A 17,015-nucleotide genomic window follows, 5' to 3' on the forward strand; every position below is an offset into this window, starting at 1 on the left:
TATAACTTCTCCCAAAAGGAACAAAATATAATTGTTATTCTATTTGCACATTAACTCTAAATCAGCAATTAGCATCAGAAGTTAAGTTAGAAGTAAGCATTTGTTTTAAGAGCGTGGTTTAGACAAGTTTCTGTCATACATAATAATGGTTCCTGCCACTGCCACGTTTAAACTTTTCTCAGATTTAAATTTGACTAGATTATGGCACTTATCCATTACTTTTCTGGATAAACCATGATCTTCTGCTCCTAACAAATACACACAACGTCTTGGATGTTGAAAGGTTTCTAAATCGGATGCTTTTTCATCTAATTCAACACCTACCAATCGTGCTCCTTTAGGCAAATTTTCAAAAAAATCGTCAAAAGTATCATAATGAAAATACGGAATTGCTTTTACCGCATCATGAGTATCACAGGCTTGTTTGGCATATCGATTGCCTATAGTAAATATAAAAGTAGCACCTAAATTTTGAGCTGATCGCCACAAAACACCTAAATTTTCGGGAGTTTTACCGTTTTGTATTCCTATCCCAAAATATTCATTTATAAAGTTATCATTCATAAAATTACAAAAGTACAAACTGTGAGTATATAAATCAATTTTTATTGAGATGAAACAAAGTTTATCTATTTATCAGTTTTTTGATTTTCTTCTGAACTCATCATGAATTTCAACAAATTCATGTCAAAATTATTCTGTCAACCATCTTGAAGTTTAAATTTAAATTTTCCTTTTCATTTCGTATTGAGACACCCTATTTACAAGTCCTAAATTCTTTAAAAAAGCATTTGTTTCTATTGAATTTTCTTCAATATTGTTCATAGATACTTCTGTAGAATCGATTGTTTCTAACATTTTATTTACCAATTGCGCTCCTACTCCATTACGCCTATGCTTAACAGCTACAGCAATTTGTAAAATTCGTCTTGACATACGATTATAAACTAAATAACCTACAGGTTCATTTTCGATATAAGCCTCTAGGATACCACAACGTTCCTTGCTATTGTCTAAACTCTTAACTGTATTTTGCCAAGTAGGCTCTATAGTCCAAAAAGAAGTAAAAGTATCCCAGTCAAAATTTTTCAATTCTTTAATTGTAGCAACACTTTTTTATTGCTTATTCCAATAGATCCTCCATAGCAATTAAGGGTTCTATGAACTTTATAATTCATTTTTTCATACGCTCGAATTGCTGCATTATTACCTACAATAACTTCGAGTATCATTTCCTTTACATCTAAATCTTTTAGTTTAGGTAGTAGATAATCATACATTTTAGCTACTAAACCTTGTCCTCTATAACCTGGGATAACTCCTGTTGCACCATTATAGGCAATTAATTGCCCATCTAATTCATTTATAGCATGAAGCATAAACCCAACTAATTTACCCGATGACAGAACACCAATTGACAAATCTAATTTTATATTTTCTGCTATAATCTTAGCTTCTAATTGTTCTGAATTGAGTTTAAATGGTACAATATAATCTGAAAATGATAAATTTAATACCTCAACGATACTATCAATTTCAATATTTTCTAAAGTAATAAGCTCCATTTTATTTTTTTAAACTTTTATAAATTCTCTTTTAAAATTATGTGTGTGTGCTCTGATAATCTCTTAAAACAAAAACAACTATTTGTTGTCTACAGATTATAAATACTACTGTGAGCTACTGTTCTTTGGTGGGAAAAAGAAATGTGATGGCTTACTTAGAAAATACTTAATGATTGCGCTTGTCACTTGTTTTAATTCAGAAATTGGAATGTCTCTCGAGCGAAAAGCAAGTCCTAGTGACAAACTAAAACTAACCATAAAGTTGACCAATCCTATAAGACCGATACCTAGAACTGACCAGAAAAACATCCATTCAGTAATAACAAAGTCGGCACCATATAATCCCATAGCAAAATTTCCACTAGCAAAAGTAATGTGCCTGATGTCAATATTTAATCCAAAGAATATTCCAATAAAAACAGTACTTCCCATAAAAACACCAAACCAGAAATTAGATATAATTCCTGCCCATTTTTTTTCATACAATGAAGCTAATTTTTTTGTCATTCTTTTTCCTAAACTTAGCTTAAGCAATGGATGTTCTTGAATACGGTAATAAATATGATTATGCTTGTCACGATTAGCAATACTTCCGGCTATAATTCCTGATAGAAACAGAAAAACTCCAGCTATAGCCGCATGAAAAATTGCTGCAGAATAAATAGGATTCAGGTCATTAATTAAAACAGGCCACTTTTCTTTAGCAATATTATAATGAAAAACTTCATCAATTAGCCAGATTCCTAGTAATGAAACTGGGAAGGCAATAATAACATTCCCAACGAATGCAATAAACTGTGAGCGGAATACACGAGCAAAAAATATAGCAAACTCTTTATACTTGTACTCATTCTTATCTTGATCTTTGTGTTTAAAACCTTCTTGTAAGGCTCTTACCAATGCAGAGGCTGTCATCGCTGGTTGCTTTGTTGCCAATGTAAATCCGAGGATATAAATTATAATAAATCCTATAGAATAATTCATACTGTATAAGAAAACATGACCAAAGCCACTAGCCTCTACTTTTCCTAATAATAGTTTGATGATACACAATAAACCAACTATAAACCCACCACCAGCTGCAGAATAAAACATCTTGTAATATTCCTTACGGCTGTTTGTAATATAATGTTCTCCTGTATTGGCTGTATGCTGTGTTATTTCATAAGATAGAAGCTGCGTACTCTCATTGATTAGTTTATCGATATTATTTTTATCACAATTGTATTTAATCAATATATAAGAGAGGTAAATTGTATTCTTATCAGCATCTTTCTCTTCTGCCTGTATTAAAAGTGGCAATAATGATTTAAGACGATTAAGTTGCTGATGGATTCGTAACAAGCTCTGATTTACTCGTAATGAAATTCCAAATTTACTACTGTTTTTAAAGGCAGTTTCTATATAATCTGTACATTGTTTGTGCAGGATAATCAATTGTTTATAACCAAGATCATCCGGATGCATAAAGTTTTCGCTAGATTCAATCAGTTTCTCACTTATTAGCAACAGCTCTCGCTGAAAGGCAAGAAATGGACTTTCATAATTTTCATATTCAGGTACCATCTGGATTACATCAGTTTCCATCGCACATCCACATATACGATAGGTAATAACTTCCATCGCAAAAACCAATTCGGTAAGCGATGACTTCTCATCGCTCGATTCATAAATAGAACGAAATTCTAATAAAGAGTACAACTCCCATATTTGCTCCTCAGGTATTTTTTTAATCCATAGCGGATCTGTCTTAACAAAGAATACCTGATTTAGTATAAATTGTAACGTGTCTTTTTCGGGTTGTTCAGGAATTAATTTAGCAAATAATCGCCTGCGGACTTCATAAAAGAAATTGGCATTCTGTAGAATACCTGCATCAGAAAGGATTTTATTAAATTTTTTCTTTTCTAAATGGGCACTAACACAGTCCATCAGACCATCACGATAATTTTGATTTCCCTTAAGCAAATCAATAAGTTCTGATAAATCTACAACAGTTGTTTTTTTTATTTTTTTTGGACGAACCAAATTCACTAATTCTACCAGTAACTCTACATTCCCTTTGTTATATTCCCATAACTTTTGGTCTTTAAAGTTTTCTTCAAAATAGCGCTTTAAGGTCATTTTTGGTTTTCTCCTCAATCTCATTCTAATCAAATTTAATTATTACGAATCCTTTTTTATCTGATACAAAAAAGTAGTTCGTTCTTGTTATGCAATATACTATCTAAAAATCACACTCTTTTTAATTTTTTCATAAAGAATTCTTACAACACATTATTTAGATAGAATTTTAATTTCATTATTCCTTTTATTTTTGCCTCCAAAGAATCAAAAAAACAACATATCATCCAACATTTTCTGGAGCTCTTACTACTCTTAAAACAAATCATAAATAGCTAATTTTTAAACCTTTTATGGCTACCAATACATTTTAATAATCTAATAAACATTTATATCGTTAAAAGTGAATTTCAGTTTAAAATAAGTCCTTAAATTTTAAATGATGTGACCTTTTAGATTTTAAATAAAAAATTAATCATCATACCCTTTTTAGTCTAAATAGACAACAAATCACTCCATAAAACATCAAAAGAGGCTATTTCACGTTGGTGAAATAGCCTCTTTTTTTAAAACTTATTCTTTTAATCTTCTATTATCTTATAGGTTCTGCATTAAACCCTTTACTTTTGATAATAGCAACTATTTCTTCTTCAGTAATCCCTTCTGATTGAACTGTGAGGATTTTATCACTACTATCTGTATCTACATTCCATTGACCGATACCATCATTATTATCTAAATCAGACTTTACTTTCGCTACACATCCACCACAATTTAGAGTTGTTTTGAATTGAATATTTTTCTTTTCCATATTTATTGATATTTTTTATTATTATTTGATACCGCAAATTTATGTTGATCTCCTTTCAATTCGTTTACAATATTCCTTGTATGATTTGTGATATTTACTGATTAAGCGATAAATAATTTGGCTTTAGAATTTCATTCTTTGTATTCGAACGGCATTCAAGATAGCTAATAATGCAACACCTACATCGGCAAATACAGCTTCCCACATAGTGGCAAGTCCGCCTGCACCAAGAATCAATACAATTGCTTTTATAGAAAATGCTAATACTATATTTTGCCAAACTATTTTTTTGGTTTGCTTACCAATATGTATTGCCATTGGTATTTTAGAAGGCATATCGTCTTGTATTACGACATCGGCAGTTTCAATGGCAGCATCACTTCCTAGACCTCCCATAGCAATACCTGCATCACTTAAAGCAATAACTGGAGCATCATTTACTCCATCACCCACAAAAGCTACACTGCCATTGCGAGTCTTGATTTCTTTCACCTTATTAACTTTGTCTTCAGGGAGTAAATCTCCGTAAGCATTATCTATTCCTAATTGTCTTGCAACATAATCCACAACGGTACTTTTATCACCACTCAGCATTGTAACTTTTATATTCATACTGTGCAATTTATCTATTGCTATTTTAGCATCTGCTTTAATACTATCTGAGATTGTAAGATACCCAGCAAATTTTTTATCGTAAGAAACAGCAATTACTGTATAGACAATATTTGATGTATCTATATTGTAATTAATATTAAATTTATCAAGCAACTTAAAATTACCAACCAGTAATTCCTTTCCATTTACTGTTGATTTAAGCCCATATCCAGCTATTTCTTCTGTTTCAGACAAATTAATGGTGTTATCAACCTCTCCTACATAATTATGAATAGCTGAAGCAACTGGATGCGTACTTTGACTTTCCAATGCATTAACCATTTTAAGGATTTCATCTTTGTCAAATTCAGGTTTTATTATCACTTCCTGAACTTTAAAAACACCCTCGGTCATTGTTCCTGTTTTATCGATTACCACATTTTGAACATTTGCAAGAATATCCAAGAAATTAGAACCTTTAAACAAGATACCATTATGACTTGCTGCTCCAATTCCTCCAAAATATCCCAAAGGAATAGAGATTACCAACGCACAAGGACAAGAAATAACTAAAAATACCAATGCTCTATACAACCACTCACTAAACACATAATTATCAACAAAAAGAGCTGGTAATAATGTAATTACAATTGAAAGCAACACTATAATTGGCGTATATACCTTCGCAAACTTACGAATGAACAATTCTGTAGGTGCTTTTTGAGCAGTTGCATCCTGTACCAATTCTAATATTTTACTTAACTTACTATCTGAGTAAGCTGCAGTTACTCTTACCTGACTTACCGTATTCAGGTTAATCATACCTGCCAATACCGTTTCTCCTTTTGCTTTCGTATCAGGTTTACTTTCTCCAGTAAGTGCGGCTGTGTTGTATGAAGCAGTTTCTGAAATTAGTTCACCATCTAGTCCCAATTTTTCTCCAGGCTTTAACTGGATAATATCTCCGATTTTTGCCTCTTCTGCTTTTATAACTACCAGCTTACCTCCTTCTAATATCGTAACCTCATCAGGGCGTTGATCTAATAAAGCTTTGATATTTCCTTTAGCACGCGATACTGCAAGTGTTTGAAACACCTCACCTACTGCATAAAATAACATAACAGCTACTGCTTCGGGATATTCGCCTATAACAAAAGCTCCCATTGTAGCGATAACCATAAGAAAAAACTCTGAAAAGAAATCTTTATAACGAATACTTTCTATAGCTTCTTTTATTACTGGTAATCCAACTGGAATATATGCGGCTATGTACCATCCCAATCTTACCCAGTTGGTAAACCAATCCTGTGGAAAATAGTTATCTAATCCTATACCTATAAATAATAAGATTAATGAAATTCCAGATGGCAAGAATAATTGAAATGTGGTTTTTCCCTCGAGATCGTGACTGTGGTCATGATCATGTCCGTGACTATGATTATGATGATCTCCTTTTTTCTCCTTTTTTACGTGACTATGACCATGATTATGCTTATTTTCCTCTTTTGTTTGAGATTCTAAATAAGTATCTGTACTACAACATTGTTTTGACATTTCTAATTATTTTTATAATTCTATGACAAAGTTATAAGTCTGTTTTGGGAACCTAGTTGCAAATACAATATGGTGTGTTTTGATCCAATGAATTGTTATTGATGTAGAATCTAAAATGACTTAGAACATTTTTTACAAATTCCTTTCATTACAAAATTGACACTTTCTAATAAGAATTTTTCAGGAAGTTGAATTGGTGGAATCGAAATGCTCTCAAGACAATAGGTATTATGACAATGGTTGCAGTTAAAATGAACATGTAACTCTCCAAGCGTACACATACAGGATTCCATGCAAATTGAATATTTCATAGAACCAGATCCATCGTCAATAGTATGGATAAGCAAATTTTCATGAAACAAAGTCAAAGTTCTAAAAATGGTCGATTTATTTACGGTTTCTAGTTCAATTTCAAGATCAGTTAAACTAAACGCTTTATCAAATTCAGTCATCCTCTTGAATATTAACAGCCTCACCGAAGTTGGTTTTATATTTCTATTCAGTAATTTTTTTCTAATCTTTCCATTTTTTACCTTTTACTTGCACCCACATAAAAAATTAGGATGAACAAATACAAAATTAGATAATCTGTTCAGTATCCTCTCTACATATTCTCTTTTTGATTTGTAACTTTTACTGATTAACAAAAATTTATAATGGTAAAAAAAGCTCCTATTATTAATCAGTTCATAAATTCAGATTGTCATTTTATAAGTTATTAGCTCTTTAAAGCCTTAAAATATTTTACTCCGTTTACTATTTATAATGAATAGTTAATTGAATTTTAATATTAATTTTGCTAATATATTTATAATATAAAACAAGGAACATGAATACATTATTCGTTAAAAACATGGTCTGTAACCGCTGCATAATGGTAGTTCAAGATGAACTTGAAAAGCTTGGTTTGGACTTTACAAATATTAAGTTGGGAGAAGTTACCCTTACAAAGGAACTAACCTCTGACGAAAGAAGTGCACTAGAAAGTGTACTAGTCCCTTTGGGGTTCGAACTTATTGATGATAAAAAGAGTAGAATTATCGAAAAGATAAAAAACATTATTATAGATTTGGTACATCATCAGGATAATGATTCGAAAAATAATCTATCTGATATATTGAGTGAAAAACTTAACCATGACTACAATTATCTTTCTAATCTGTTTTCGGAAGTAGAAGGTACAACAATAGAAAAATATTTTATTGCTCAAAAAGTCGAAAAGATAAAGGAGCTTTTAGTTTATGATGAACTAACTTTAAGTGAAATAGCAGATCGGTTGAACTATTCGAGTGTTGCCTATCTTAGTAATCAGTTTAAAAAAGTTACAGGATTAACTCCTAGCCATTTCAAACAAATTCGTGAAGATAAAAGAAAGCCATTAGATAAGGTATAAGTAAATATTACAAATCAAATCCATAATTTCACAATAGAATTCATAGATCTTGTCACGAACTTTGCAATTGAAATACAACAAGCAAAATTATGACGACGAATACAACCAAAGAAATAATTTACATTCCTCTGGAGAATGTAGATAGTGAACATTGTGCATTAATTATAGAAAAGGGATTGGCACAAGTAAAAGGTGTCGAAACTTACAAAATAGAATTAAACAACCGTAGAGCGGCTATTACAGTTACCAACAATGAGGTAGTTGGTAATGCAGTTAAGGCTATTAAAGACCTTGGATATGGTGTGCCGACGGTTAAAAATACTTTTCCAGTCCTTGGAATGACCTGTGCTTCTTGCGCAGGTAGTGCAGAAAATATTGCGAAATTTGAATCTGGGGTAGTTGATGCTTCTGTAAACTTTGCAACAGGAAATTTAACTGTAGAGTATCTTCCTACTATGACAGATTCTTCTAAGTTACAGAAAGCTCTTCAGGCTGTTGGTTACGACTTACTCATTGTAGACGAAACGAAACAACAGGAATCATTGGAAGTTATCCATGCTGATAAATTCAGAAAATTAAAAAATAAAACTATTTGGGCAGTTATACTGTCGTTACCTGTTGTAGTTATTGGTATGTTCTTTATGGATATGCCATATGGCAATGAAATCATGTGGTTCTTTTCAACTCCTGTAGTTCTTTGGCTGGGTAAAGACTTCTTCATAAACGCATGGAAGCAAACAAAACACCGCTCTGCCAATATGGATACGTTAGTTGCTTTGAGTACAGGAATTGCTTATTTATTTAGTGTATTTAACATGCTTTTCATGGATTTCTGGCATCAGCGAGGATTACACGCTCACGTATATTTTGAAGCAGCTGCTGTAGTTATTACATTCATTCTATTAGGTAAATTGTTAGAAGAAAAAGCAAAAGGCAATACCTCTTCAGCTATTAAAAAACTAATGGGCTTACAACCAAAAACTGTGATGGTTATACAAGCTGACGGAACTGAAAAACAAATTGCTATTGAAGATGTGAGTGTTGGAGCTATTATTTTGGTTAAACCAGGTGAAAAAATTGCTGTCGATGGAATAGTCACTTCTGGTAACTCATATGTTGACGAAAGTATGCTTAGCGGTGAACCAGTTCCTGTATTGAAAAAAGAGCATGAAAAAGTGTTTGCTGGAACTATAAATCAAAAAGGAAGCTTTCAATTTAAAGCAGTTAAAGTAGGTAAAGAAACCATGCTTGCTCAGATCATAAAGATGGTGCAAGATGCTCAAGGGAGTAAAGCTCCTGTTCAGAAATTGGTAGATAAGATTGCAGGTATTTTTGTTCCAATTGTAATTGGAATAGCCATTATTACTTTTATTACTTGGTTGGTACTAGGAGGAGAAAATGCTGTAGCACAAGCATTAATGGCCGCAGTTACTGTATTGGTTATTGCATGTCCTTGTGCCTTGGGTCTGGCTACTCCTACTGCAATAATGGTTGGTGTTGGTAAAGGTGCAGAAAACGGTATCTTGATTAAAGATGCAGAAAGTTTGGAGCTAGCAAGGAAAGTCTCTGCTATTGTCTTAGACAAGACTGGAACCATTACCGAAGGAAGGCCTCAAGTTACTGGAGTTAAATGGCTTGACGATGAAGATACAACAAAAGAGATCTTAATTAGTATTGAAAAACAATCTGAACATCCTTTGGCCGAAGCCGTAGTAAAAAATTTCGAGGATGTACAAACTGTCCTATTATCAGATTTTGATAGCATCACTGGTAAAGGAGCAAAAGCCTCTTATATGGGGCAAACTTATTTTGTAGGTAACAAAAAATTATTAGAAGAAAACAATATTACTATTGCCGATCAATTATTAAATCAGGCAGGTGTATGGAGCAAAGAATCAAAAACTGTAATTTGGTTTACTGATAGTAAGCAGGCATTGTCTGTTATTGCAATTTCTGATAAAATCAAAGAAACATCTGTTGAAGCTATCAAGCAAATGCAAGATATGGGTATTGAACTCTATATGCTTACTGGAGACAACGAAGCGACTGCAAAAGCTATCGCTGAGCAAACTGGAATTAAACATTATAAGGCTGAAGTATTACCACAGCACAAAGCCGATTTTGTAAAAGAATTGCAACAGCAGGGTAAAACAGTGGCAATGGTAGGCGATGGAATTAATGATAGTACCGCACTAGCAACAGCTGACGTAAGTATTGCAATGGGTAAAGGAAGTGATATTGCTATGGACGTAGCAAAAATGACCATTATTTCATCTGACTTGACAAAAATACCACAAGCGATACGTCTATCTAAACAAACGGTATTAACAATTAAGCAAAATCTGTTCTGGGCTTTTATCTATAATCTTATTGGTATTCCTCTTGCTGCTGGTATATTATATCCCATTAATGGATTTTTGTTGAACCCAATGATTGCTGGTGCTGCAATGGCTTTAAGTAGTGTAAGTGTTGTTAGTAATAGCTTACGTTTGAAATGGAAAAAATAAACATAAATGAAAGAAGCCGTCTAATTTAGACGGCTTCTCTATTTCTTTTCTAAAATGATTATAACTCTACCGTAACTTTTTACATAGATACGGTGGAGTTTTTTTTATATCCGTTTATTCTTTGTGGTAAGGACATCTTGAATCTGAAATGGAATAACTAGCTTTATTACTATCATCCGTTTTTTTAATACCTTTAAATTGCTCTTCTATTACAGCTTTCTGTTCAGCAGGAACGTCTTCTATCTTACGGAGCGTATTAACCTGTATATGAGGCCAACTCGTAGTACCTCCATCATCTCCAAAATTAAATTCGAAAAATATAATTTGTTCATATTGCAGCTGAAGAACTTTCTTATTTAAGATTTTATCATGTACTCTTTGAACCCACATATTCACATTCATTTCAACAGTTGGCACAAAACGATTCACAAAAGGAACATTTAATATTCCTCCTTGTGCTCCAGTTTTATTTTTTGATGACATATGAATTGAGATATATTCATCAATTTCTTCTCCATTTATAGAATCCCTTAATCGCAAATCTGGTCTTACTGAATATGGATATAATTTGTGAGCAAGTATTCGCTGTGTATAAATTTTATTTTCACGAGGATCATTTTCGTGAGTTAGTTTTTCATGTACCCATTTTGGTGCTGGATCATCTAGATTAATTGGTCCGTCGTGACTTGTATCTGCACCTCCCATTGTTTTTGAAATCGAAAGATGATCAAAATCCCAAGCTTTAATGCCTTTTGGAAATTCTGGTGCTCCACCAATTACATATTTCCCTTTTTGAGAAACAAGATCACCTAATAAGGTAATAGTACTTCCATGAGGAATTACACCGCTACGCGAAATAGAATAATCTGGAATAAAATAGGGGCCATCTAAACCAAATCCAGGTTTTAGTTCTTTTGCAGGAACTACCCCATAGTATTTTTGCCCTTCTTTTAATTGACTTATGGCTATATACTCAAATGCGCCTTGATCATTTTTTATTTTGACAAGCGTCTCATCTTTGTATTCCCCTTTAAATTTATACTTAATTCTATCTTCCTCTGATTGAGTAAGAATACCTCGATCTTCTTCAATTGATTTTGCTGTAGCTGCATGATTGTAAAGATCGCTAAGCCAAAGATACATTCCGTTTTCCTCATGAATTGGCGTATATTTTAAATCTTTTTGACCTTCTATTTTATTTACACTTTTAATACTTTGTTCATACTTTACAGCTCCACAAAATTGTTCGCTAACTCCACCTCGATTGCGTATACCACCAGGAACTAAAGAGAATGTTAATGCCTCAATATATTCTTCGCATTCAAAACTATATTTTCCGGGAATCGTTCCTAAGTTTACACCGGGTGAAGGCATAATGGTTGTATGCACTCCTGTACCTATTCGCCCATGTTCCTTATCATTATCACTTTTATAACTTACCCATGTTCCTTCTAATAATTCTAAAACACCATATTCAGCCTTATTTTCTTGAGCTTCTACAGTTTCATCTGTAAAAGGTTTCATTTCATCATTTATGGTTAACTTTCCGTATTCTTTAAATTTTTCCCAAAGATCCGAAGATCCAACTGCCTTGGCATAAAACTTTTTTTCTACAATTTCTTCTTTTGGTTTAAGCATGATATATCTTTTTTTAGTTACAGATTTGGGGATTCACAAGTTGAACTTAAATTATATATAAAAATCCATTGCCTATTTCATAAAAGCAACAAGTTTTTCTTTTACTACATAGAGGCATACAATAATAACGTAAAATTTGAAAAACTAACTAGGTGTTTTTACTCGTTTTATATCATCCTAAATTTGATTTTCTGATATGAATATTTCTATTTTGTCGATATAAATAATCTCTACTTTTGATTTCTATACATAGAGCAAAAAAATATAGCTCTTAAAATGGTATACAAATTGTGCAAGCCTATAATAAAACACAACCAAAAACCAAATCATTCTAATTTTAAAACATTTAAAATGAAAAAAACACTATTTTTTATCTTAACAATAGGAGCAGTTACTATTACGCAAGCACAAACCATAGAATCGAGAAACCACAGCACAGTTGGCTATATTAAAGCAAATGGTACTATTGAGAACAGTAATCATTCTACAGTAGGTTATATCAAAAGTAATGGCACAATAGAAAACAGCAACCACAGTACAATTGGATATATAAAAAGTAATGGGACTATCGAGAACAGTAACCATTCTACTGTAGGTTATGTAAAAAGTAACGGAACTGTAGAGAACAGTAATCATTCGACCATCGGTTACATTAAAGATGACGGAACTGTACAAAATAGTAATCATAGTACAATTGGCTATGCTAGAGGGGTGAGCAAAGAATGGGCAGCTGTAGTTTATTTCTTTTTCAACTTTGATTAAAACCTACAATTTTGTCAAAATAGAAAGTCTAATTGATGCGTTCAAATTCAATTTTAATTAACATAAACTATATAACTATCATCTAAATAGCAGTTCTCAAATAACAATACTATTCAAGATTCTTATTTTTTTAGATTTTTAAATCCCTAACTATAAGTACGATTCATAAAAGCGACTGAGCCAATACAATAGATCAACTAGTTTATTCTATAGTATTCCAACCTTTTTATTTAACTTAGCGCAACCGTTTTTGGATGGCAAAAAACTGTCGACAAAATAGAATTCGGTCTTTGTAACGCATTAAAAAAACAGCATAACTACTCATTATTTCAATGCATTACAAATAAAAACTCACTAATAACTTAGTTAATTTAAAAAACTATGAACACATTTGATTTTGGCATTGTCGGACTCGGCGTAATGGGTCGTAACCTACTTTTAAACATTGCCAGCCAAAAATTTGCTGCTGCAGGTTTAGATTTAGATACAGAAAAAGTCAACTCTTTACAACAGGAGGCTGATTCAGAGCATACATTAGAAGCAACAACAGATGTTAAACATTTTGTAGAACTTATCAAACGCCCAAGAGCGATTATGTTGTTGGTACCTGCAGGTAAGCCTGTCGATAGCGCAATTCAAAGCCTTTTACCTCATCTGGATGAAGGTGATATTATAATAGATGGTGGAAACACTTACTTTACTGATACTGACAGAAGATTTCTTGAATTATCTGCTAAAGGAATTCATTTCTTTGGAATGGGAATTTCTGGCGGTGAGCAAGGAGCAAGATTTGGTCCTAGCATGATGCCTGGAGGTGACAAAAAAGCCTACGAAAGACTTCGTCCTATTTTTGAAGCTATAGCTGCCAAAGTAGATGGAGAACCATGTGTAGAATATTTAGGAAATGGTTCAGCAGGTAACTATGTAAAAATGGTTCACAATGGAATTGAGTACGGAATCATGCAACTTATTTCTGAAATTTATGACCTGATGAAACGTGGTTATAATCTTGATGAAGATACCATAGAAAATACTTTTAATGAGTGGAATCAAACTGATCTTAAATCATTTCTAATCGAAATTACAGGAGCTATTCTTAAAGTAAAAGAACCAAATGGAGAACGATTGATTAATCTAATATCTGATTGGGCTAAATCTAAAGGAACAGGAAAATGGACTTCTCAAAATGCTATGGATTTACAAGTACCAGTTCCTACCATTGATGCAGCAGTTTTTATGCGTGATATGTCAAAAAGCAAGCCTGAAAGAATTGAAGCTGCTACCAAATTAGTTTGGAATGACAAACAGGCCACTGTAAACGCACCCGAAGCAATTAGTGCACTAAAAGATGCATTATTCTTTTCTATCCTAATTACTTATGCTCAAGGTTTGGCACAACTTAAAACTGCTTCTAAAGAATATAATTACGAACTAAATTTAGAGACTGTTACAAAAATATGGCGTGGTGGTTGTATCATTCGAGCAGATGTTCTTGAAGATTTCAGAAAAGCATTTGCAACGAATCCTAATTTACCAAACATTCTTTTAGATACTGATATTGCAGCTAAATTCAATGAAACTCAAGCTGGTATTAGAGAAGTTATTCAATTTGCTGTACAAAAAGGATTACCTGTAGCTGGGCTTATGAACTCATTAGCATATTTTGACTCTTATAGATCTGAAAATCTTCCGACTAATATGATTCAAGCACAACGTGATTATTTTGGAGCACATACCTACGAACGCACTGATCTCCCGGGTACTTTTCATACTCAATGGAATGATTAAGAAACTTTAAGTGAAAACAATGAATAATGTCAAAAATACTGATCCAACTATAATTGTTATTTTTGGATCATCCGGTGACTTAGCAAAAAGAAAGCTTTTTCCAGCATTTCAAAATCTATTCCTCGATGGCCGTATGCCAGAAAAATTTCAGATTATTGCCCTAGGAAGAGCTGAAAAAAGTGATGAAGAATTTCGTAATTATGTAATCGAAAACTTAAAGAGTTTTTCAAGAAAAGGAGCGCTTTCTAACGAAGAAACGCAGCAATTCATTTCTCATATTACCTATTTGAGACATGATATTGACAAAGAAGAATCCTATCACGAATTAGATGCAAAGCTATCTAGTATTGATGCCGATTTTGGTGTACGTGCCAATAGACTTTTTTATCTTTCTATAGCACCTTCATTTATAGCTACAATTTCAGGCAACATGAAAAAGTTACGTCTTGCTGCCAAAGCAAAACGAGATCGAATCATTATCGAAAAACCATTTGGTTATGATAAAAGTTCTGCGATCGAACTTAATGAAATGTTATCACAAACTTTTAAGGAAGAACAGATTTACCGTATTGATCATTATCTAGGTAAAGAAACCGTTCAGAATATCCTTGCATTCCGTTTTGGAAACTCTATGTTTGAGCCATTATGGAGTCGAAACTTTATTGATTTTGTTCAGATTACTGTAGCAGAAGAAGTGGGCGTTGAAGAGCGCGGTGGTTTTTATGAAGGAGTTGGTGCTTTAAAAGATATGATACAGAACCATTTGCTTCAGATTTTATGTATGACTGCTATGGAAGCACCTGCTTCATTAGGAGCTGATGACATACGAAACCGTAAAGCTGATGTACTAAAATCTATCCGACGTATAAAACCTGAAGAAGTTAATCATTACACTGTTAGAGGCCAATATGATGAAGGTTTTATAAAAGGTAATCCCGTTCCTGCATACCGAAACGATAAAGGCATCGCTCCTGACTCGAATACAGAAACCTATGTGGCAATGAAAATTTATCTAGATAACTGGAGATGGCAAGGTGTTCCTTTTTACCTGCGTACAGGAAAAAGAATGCAAGAAAAACAATCTTCGATTATCATCCAGTTCAAACCAGTACCTCATTCCTCGTTTTCATATGATAATCAAGGAATGACTCCTAACAGGCTTATCATAAATATTCAACCTGCAATGGATATTAAGTTACAGTTTATGACTAAGAAACCTGGTTTGTCTCTTTCTTTACAACCTGCAGAAATGATTTTTGATTATTTTCAATGTTCTACAATGTCGCCAGAAGCTTATGAGACTCTGCTCTCTGATGCTTTAGCAGGAGATCCTACACTATTTATGCGTTGGGATCAAGTTGAACAGGCATGGGATGCGATTGATACGATTCAGGAAGTATGGAAAAATAATACCCCAACTGATTTTCCTAATTATAAAGCAGGAAGCTGGGGACCTGAAGCAGCAGATGAATTACTTGCCCGTCAAGGACACGCTTGGGTTGCTAACACACAAAATATTGTGAAATAAAAAGTTTAAAATGATACAGATATATAATACTATAGAAGCCATTAATAGTAAAGCTGCTGCCCTTTTTGTAGCATCTGCACAAAAAGCAATACTTGAAAAAGGAAACTTTACAGCCGTACTTACAGGAGGTTCATCTCCAGCAGGTATATACAAGCTATTAGCTTCTCCCGAATACCAAACTAAAATTGACTGGAATAAGGTCTATATATTTTGGGGCGATGAACGCTGGGTACCTCTAGAAGACGATCGCAGTAATGCAAAAATGTCTTTTGATACTCTTTTAAGCCATGTGCCTATTCCTGAAAATAATATATTCCCAATGTACAAAGATGGGATTTCAGCCGAAGATTATGCAGCCGAGTATGAAGAGTCTATTAGAACTATTTTAGGTCCTGACGGAAAATTTGATCTTATTTTGTTAGGTCTTGGTGATGATGGTCATACTGCCTCTCTTTTTCCAGGTGAAGCTGTATTGCATGAGCAAACAAAATGGGTAGCTGCCTACCGATTAGAATCACAAAATATGCATCGTATTACTTTAACAGCTCCTTTAATAAATAAAGCAGAGAAGATAGTTGTAGTTGCTTTTGGTCAAAAAAAGGCTCATGCCTTGAAAGAAGTATTATACGGAGATTATAATCCTAATACCTACCCAATGCAATTAATTAAACCTGTTTCGGGAGAATTACTGTTTTTAGTAGATAATAGTGCTGCTGGAATAAATAACCAAGGGGCAACTGAAGCTATTTTAGGTCTTTCATAAACTATCTTAATAATCTGTTCGAATAACTATTCGGAGTAAAAAAGACAG

14 protein-coding genes are annotated in these 17,015 nt (G+C 33.1%); 6 read left to right on the forward strand and 8 right to left on the reverse strand.

Going from position 1 to position 17,015, the window contains the following annotated elements; translation table 11 throughout:
- Positions 1 to 105: 105 nt before the first annotated feature.
- From EAG11_RS08540 to EAG11_RS08565, 7 genes are all read right to left on the reverse strand, one after another.
- On the reverse strand, positions 106 to 564 hold the full coding sequence (locus tag EAG11_RS08540; RefSeq protein WP_129538815.1) for an RNA methyltransferase: 459 nt from the start codon (positions 562 to 564) through the stop codon (positions 106 to 108).
- Positions 565 to 723: 159 nt separating this feature from the next.
- Entirely contained in the window at positions 724 to 1,092 is a 369-nt protein-coding gene (locus EAG11_RS22185; protein WP_242499303.1) for a GNAT family N-acetyltransferase, read from the reverse strand.
- Positions 1,089 to 1,565 (reverse strand): GNAT family N-acetyltransferase, encoded by a 477-nt coding sequence (locus EAG11_RS22190; protein ID WP_242499304.1) that lies wholly within the window; start codon positions 1,563 to 1,565, stop codon positions 1,089 to 1,091. The genes EAG11_RS22185 and EAG11_RS22190 overlap by 4 nt, the downstream gene beginning before the upstream one ends.
- Before the next feature lie 105 nt (positions 1,566 to 1,670).
- Entirely contained in the window at positions 1,671 to 3,689 is a 2,019-nt protein-coding gene (locus tag EAG11_RS08550) for a site-specific recombinase (RefSeq protein WP_242499305.1), read from the reverse strand.
- 532 nt (positions 3,690 to 4,221) lie between these two features.
- Complete coding sequence (locus EAG11_RS08555; protein ID WP_129538817.1) at positions 4,222 to 4,440, reverse strand: heavy-metal-associated domain-containing protein; 219 nt, start codon at positions 4,438 to 4,440, stop codon at positions 4,222 to 4,224.
- 123 nt (positions 4,441 to 4,563) lie between these two features.
- The gene (locus EAG11_RS08560; RefSeq protein WP_129538818.1) at positions 4,564 to 6,588 is read right to left on the reverse strand and encodes a heavy metal translocating P-type ATPase; all 2,025 of its coding nucleotides are present in this window, start codon (positions 6,586 to 6,588) and stop codon (positions 4,564 to 4,566) included.
- A gap of 110 nt (positions 6,589 to 6,698) precedes the next feature.
- A complete protein-coding gene (locus tag EAG11_RS08565) occupies positions 6,699 to 7,040 on the reverse strand; it encodes a Fur family transcriptional regulator (RefSeq protein WP_129538819.1) in 342 nt (113 codons plus the stop codon).
- Positions 7,041 to 7,417: 377 nt separating this feature from the next.
- Between EAG11_RS08565 and EAG11_RS08570 the strand changes: the two genes are divergently transcribed.
- Together EAG11_RS08570 and EAG11_RS08575 are read left to right on the forward strand one after the other, a co-directional pair.
- On the forward strand, positions 7,418 to 7,981 hold the full coding sequence (locus tag EAG11_RS08570) for an AraC family transcriptional regulator (protein ID WP_129538820.1): 564 nt from the start codon (positions 7,418 to 7,420) through the stop codon (positions 7,979 to 7,981).
- 89 nt (positions 7,982 to 8,070) lie between these two features.
- Positions 8,071 to 10,488: a heavy metal translocating P-type ATPase gene (locus tag EAG11_RS08575; RefSeq protein WP_129538821.1), complete on the forward strand. Its 2,418-nt coding sequence runs from the start codon at positions 8,071 to 8,073 to the stop codon at positions 10,486 to 10,488.
- A 114-nt stretch (positions 10,489 to 10,602) separates the two neighbouring features.
- On the opposite strand, the gene EAG11_RS08580 is transcribed toward EAG11_RS08575, so the two are convergent.
- A complete protein-coding gene (locus tag EAG11_RS08580) occupies positions 10,603 to 12,126 on the reverse strand; it encodes a peroxidase, FMP-type (protein ID WP_207209629.1) in 1,524 nt (507 codons plus the stop codon).
- Between the two features lie 351 nt (positions 12,127 to 12,477).
- Here EAG11_RS08580 and EAG11_RS08585 point away from each other — a divergent pair, with 351 nt between their 5' ends.
- From EAG11_RS08585 to pgl, 4 genes are all read left to right on the forward strand, one after another.
- The gene (locus tag EAG11_RS08585; RefSeq protein ID WP_129538822.1) at positions 12,478 to 12,888 is read left to right on the forward strand and encodes a 5-fold beta-flower protein; all 411 of its coding nucleotides are present in this window, start codon (positions 12,478 to 12,480) and stop codon (positions 12,886 to 12,888) included.
- Between the two features lie 381 nt (positions 12,889 to 13,269).
- The gene (gene gndA / locus EAG11_RS08590) at positions 13,270 to 14,676 is read left to right on the forward strand and encodes an NADP-dependent phosphogluconate dehydrogenase (protein WP_129538823.1); all 1,407 of its coding nucleotides are present in this window, start codon (positions 13,270 to 13,272) and stop codon (positions 14,674 to 14,676) included.
- Between the two features lie 19 nt (positions 14,677 to 14,695).
- Positions 14,696 to 16,204: a glucose-6-phosphate dehydrogenase gene (gene zwf / locus EAG11_RS08595; protein WP_129538824.1), complete on the forward strand. Its 1,509-nt coding sequence runs from the start codon at positions 14,696 to 14,698 to the stop codon at positions 16,202 to 16,204.
- A gap of 10 nt (positions 16,205 to 16,214) precedes the next feature.
- Entirely contained in the window at positions 16,215 to 16,967 is a 753-nt protein-coding gene (gene pgl / locus EAG11_RS08600) for a 6-phosphogluconolactonase (RefSeq protein ID WP_129538825.1), read from the forward strand.
- Positions 16,968 to 17,015: the final 48 nt, after the last annotated feature.

Origin of the sequence: Flavobacterium sp. 140616W15 (assembly GCF_003668995.1) — a bacterium.
GTDB lineage: Bacteria > Bacteroidota > Bacteroidia > Flavobacteriales > Flavobacteriaceae > Flavobacterium.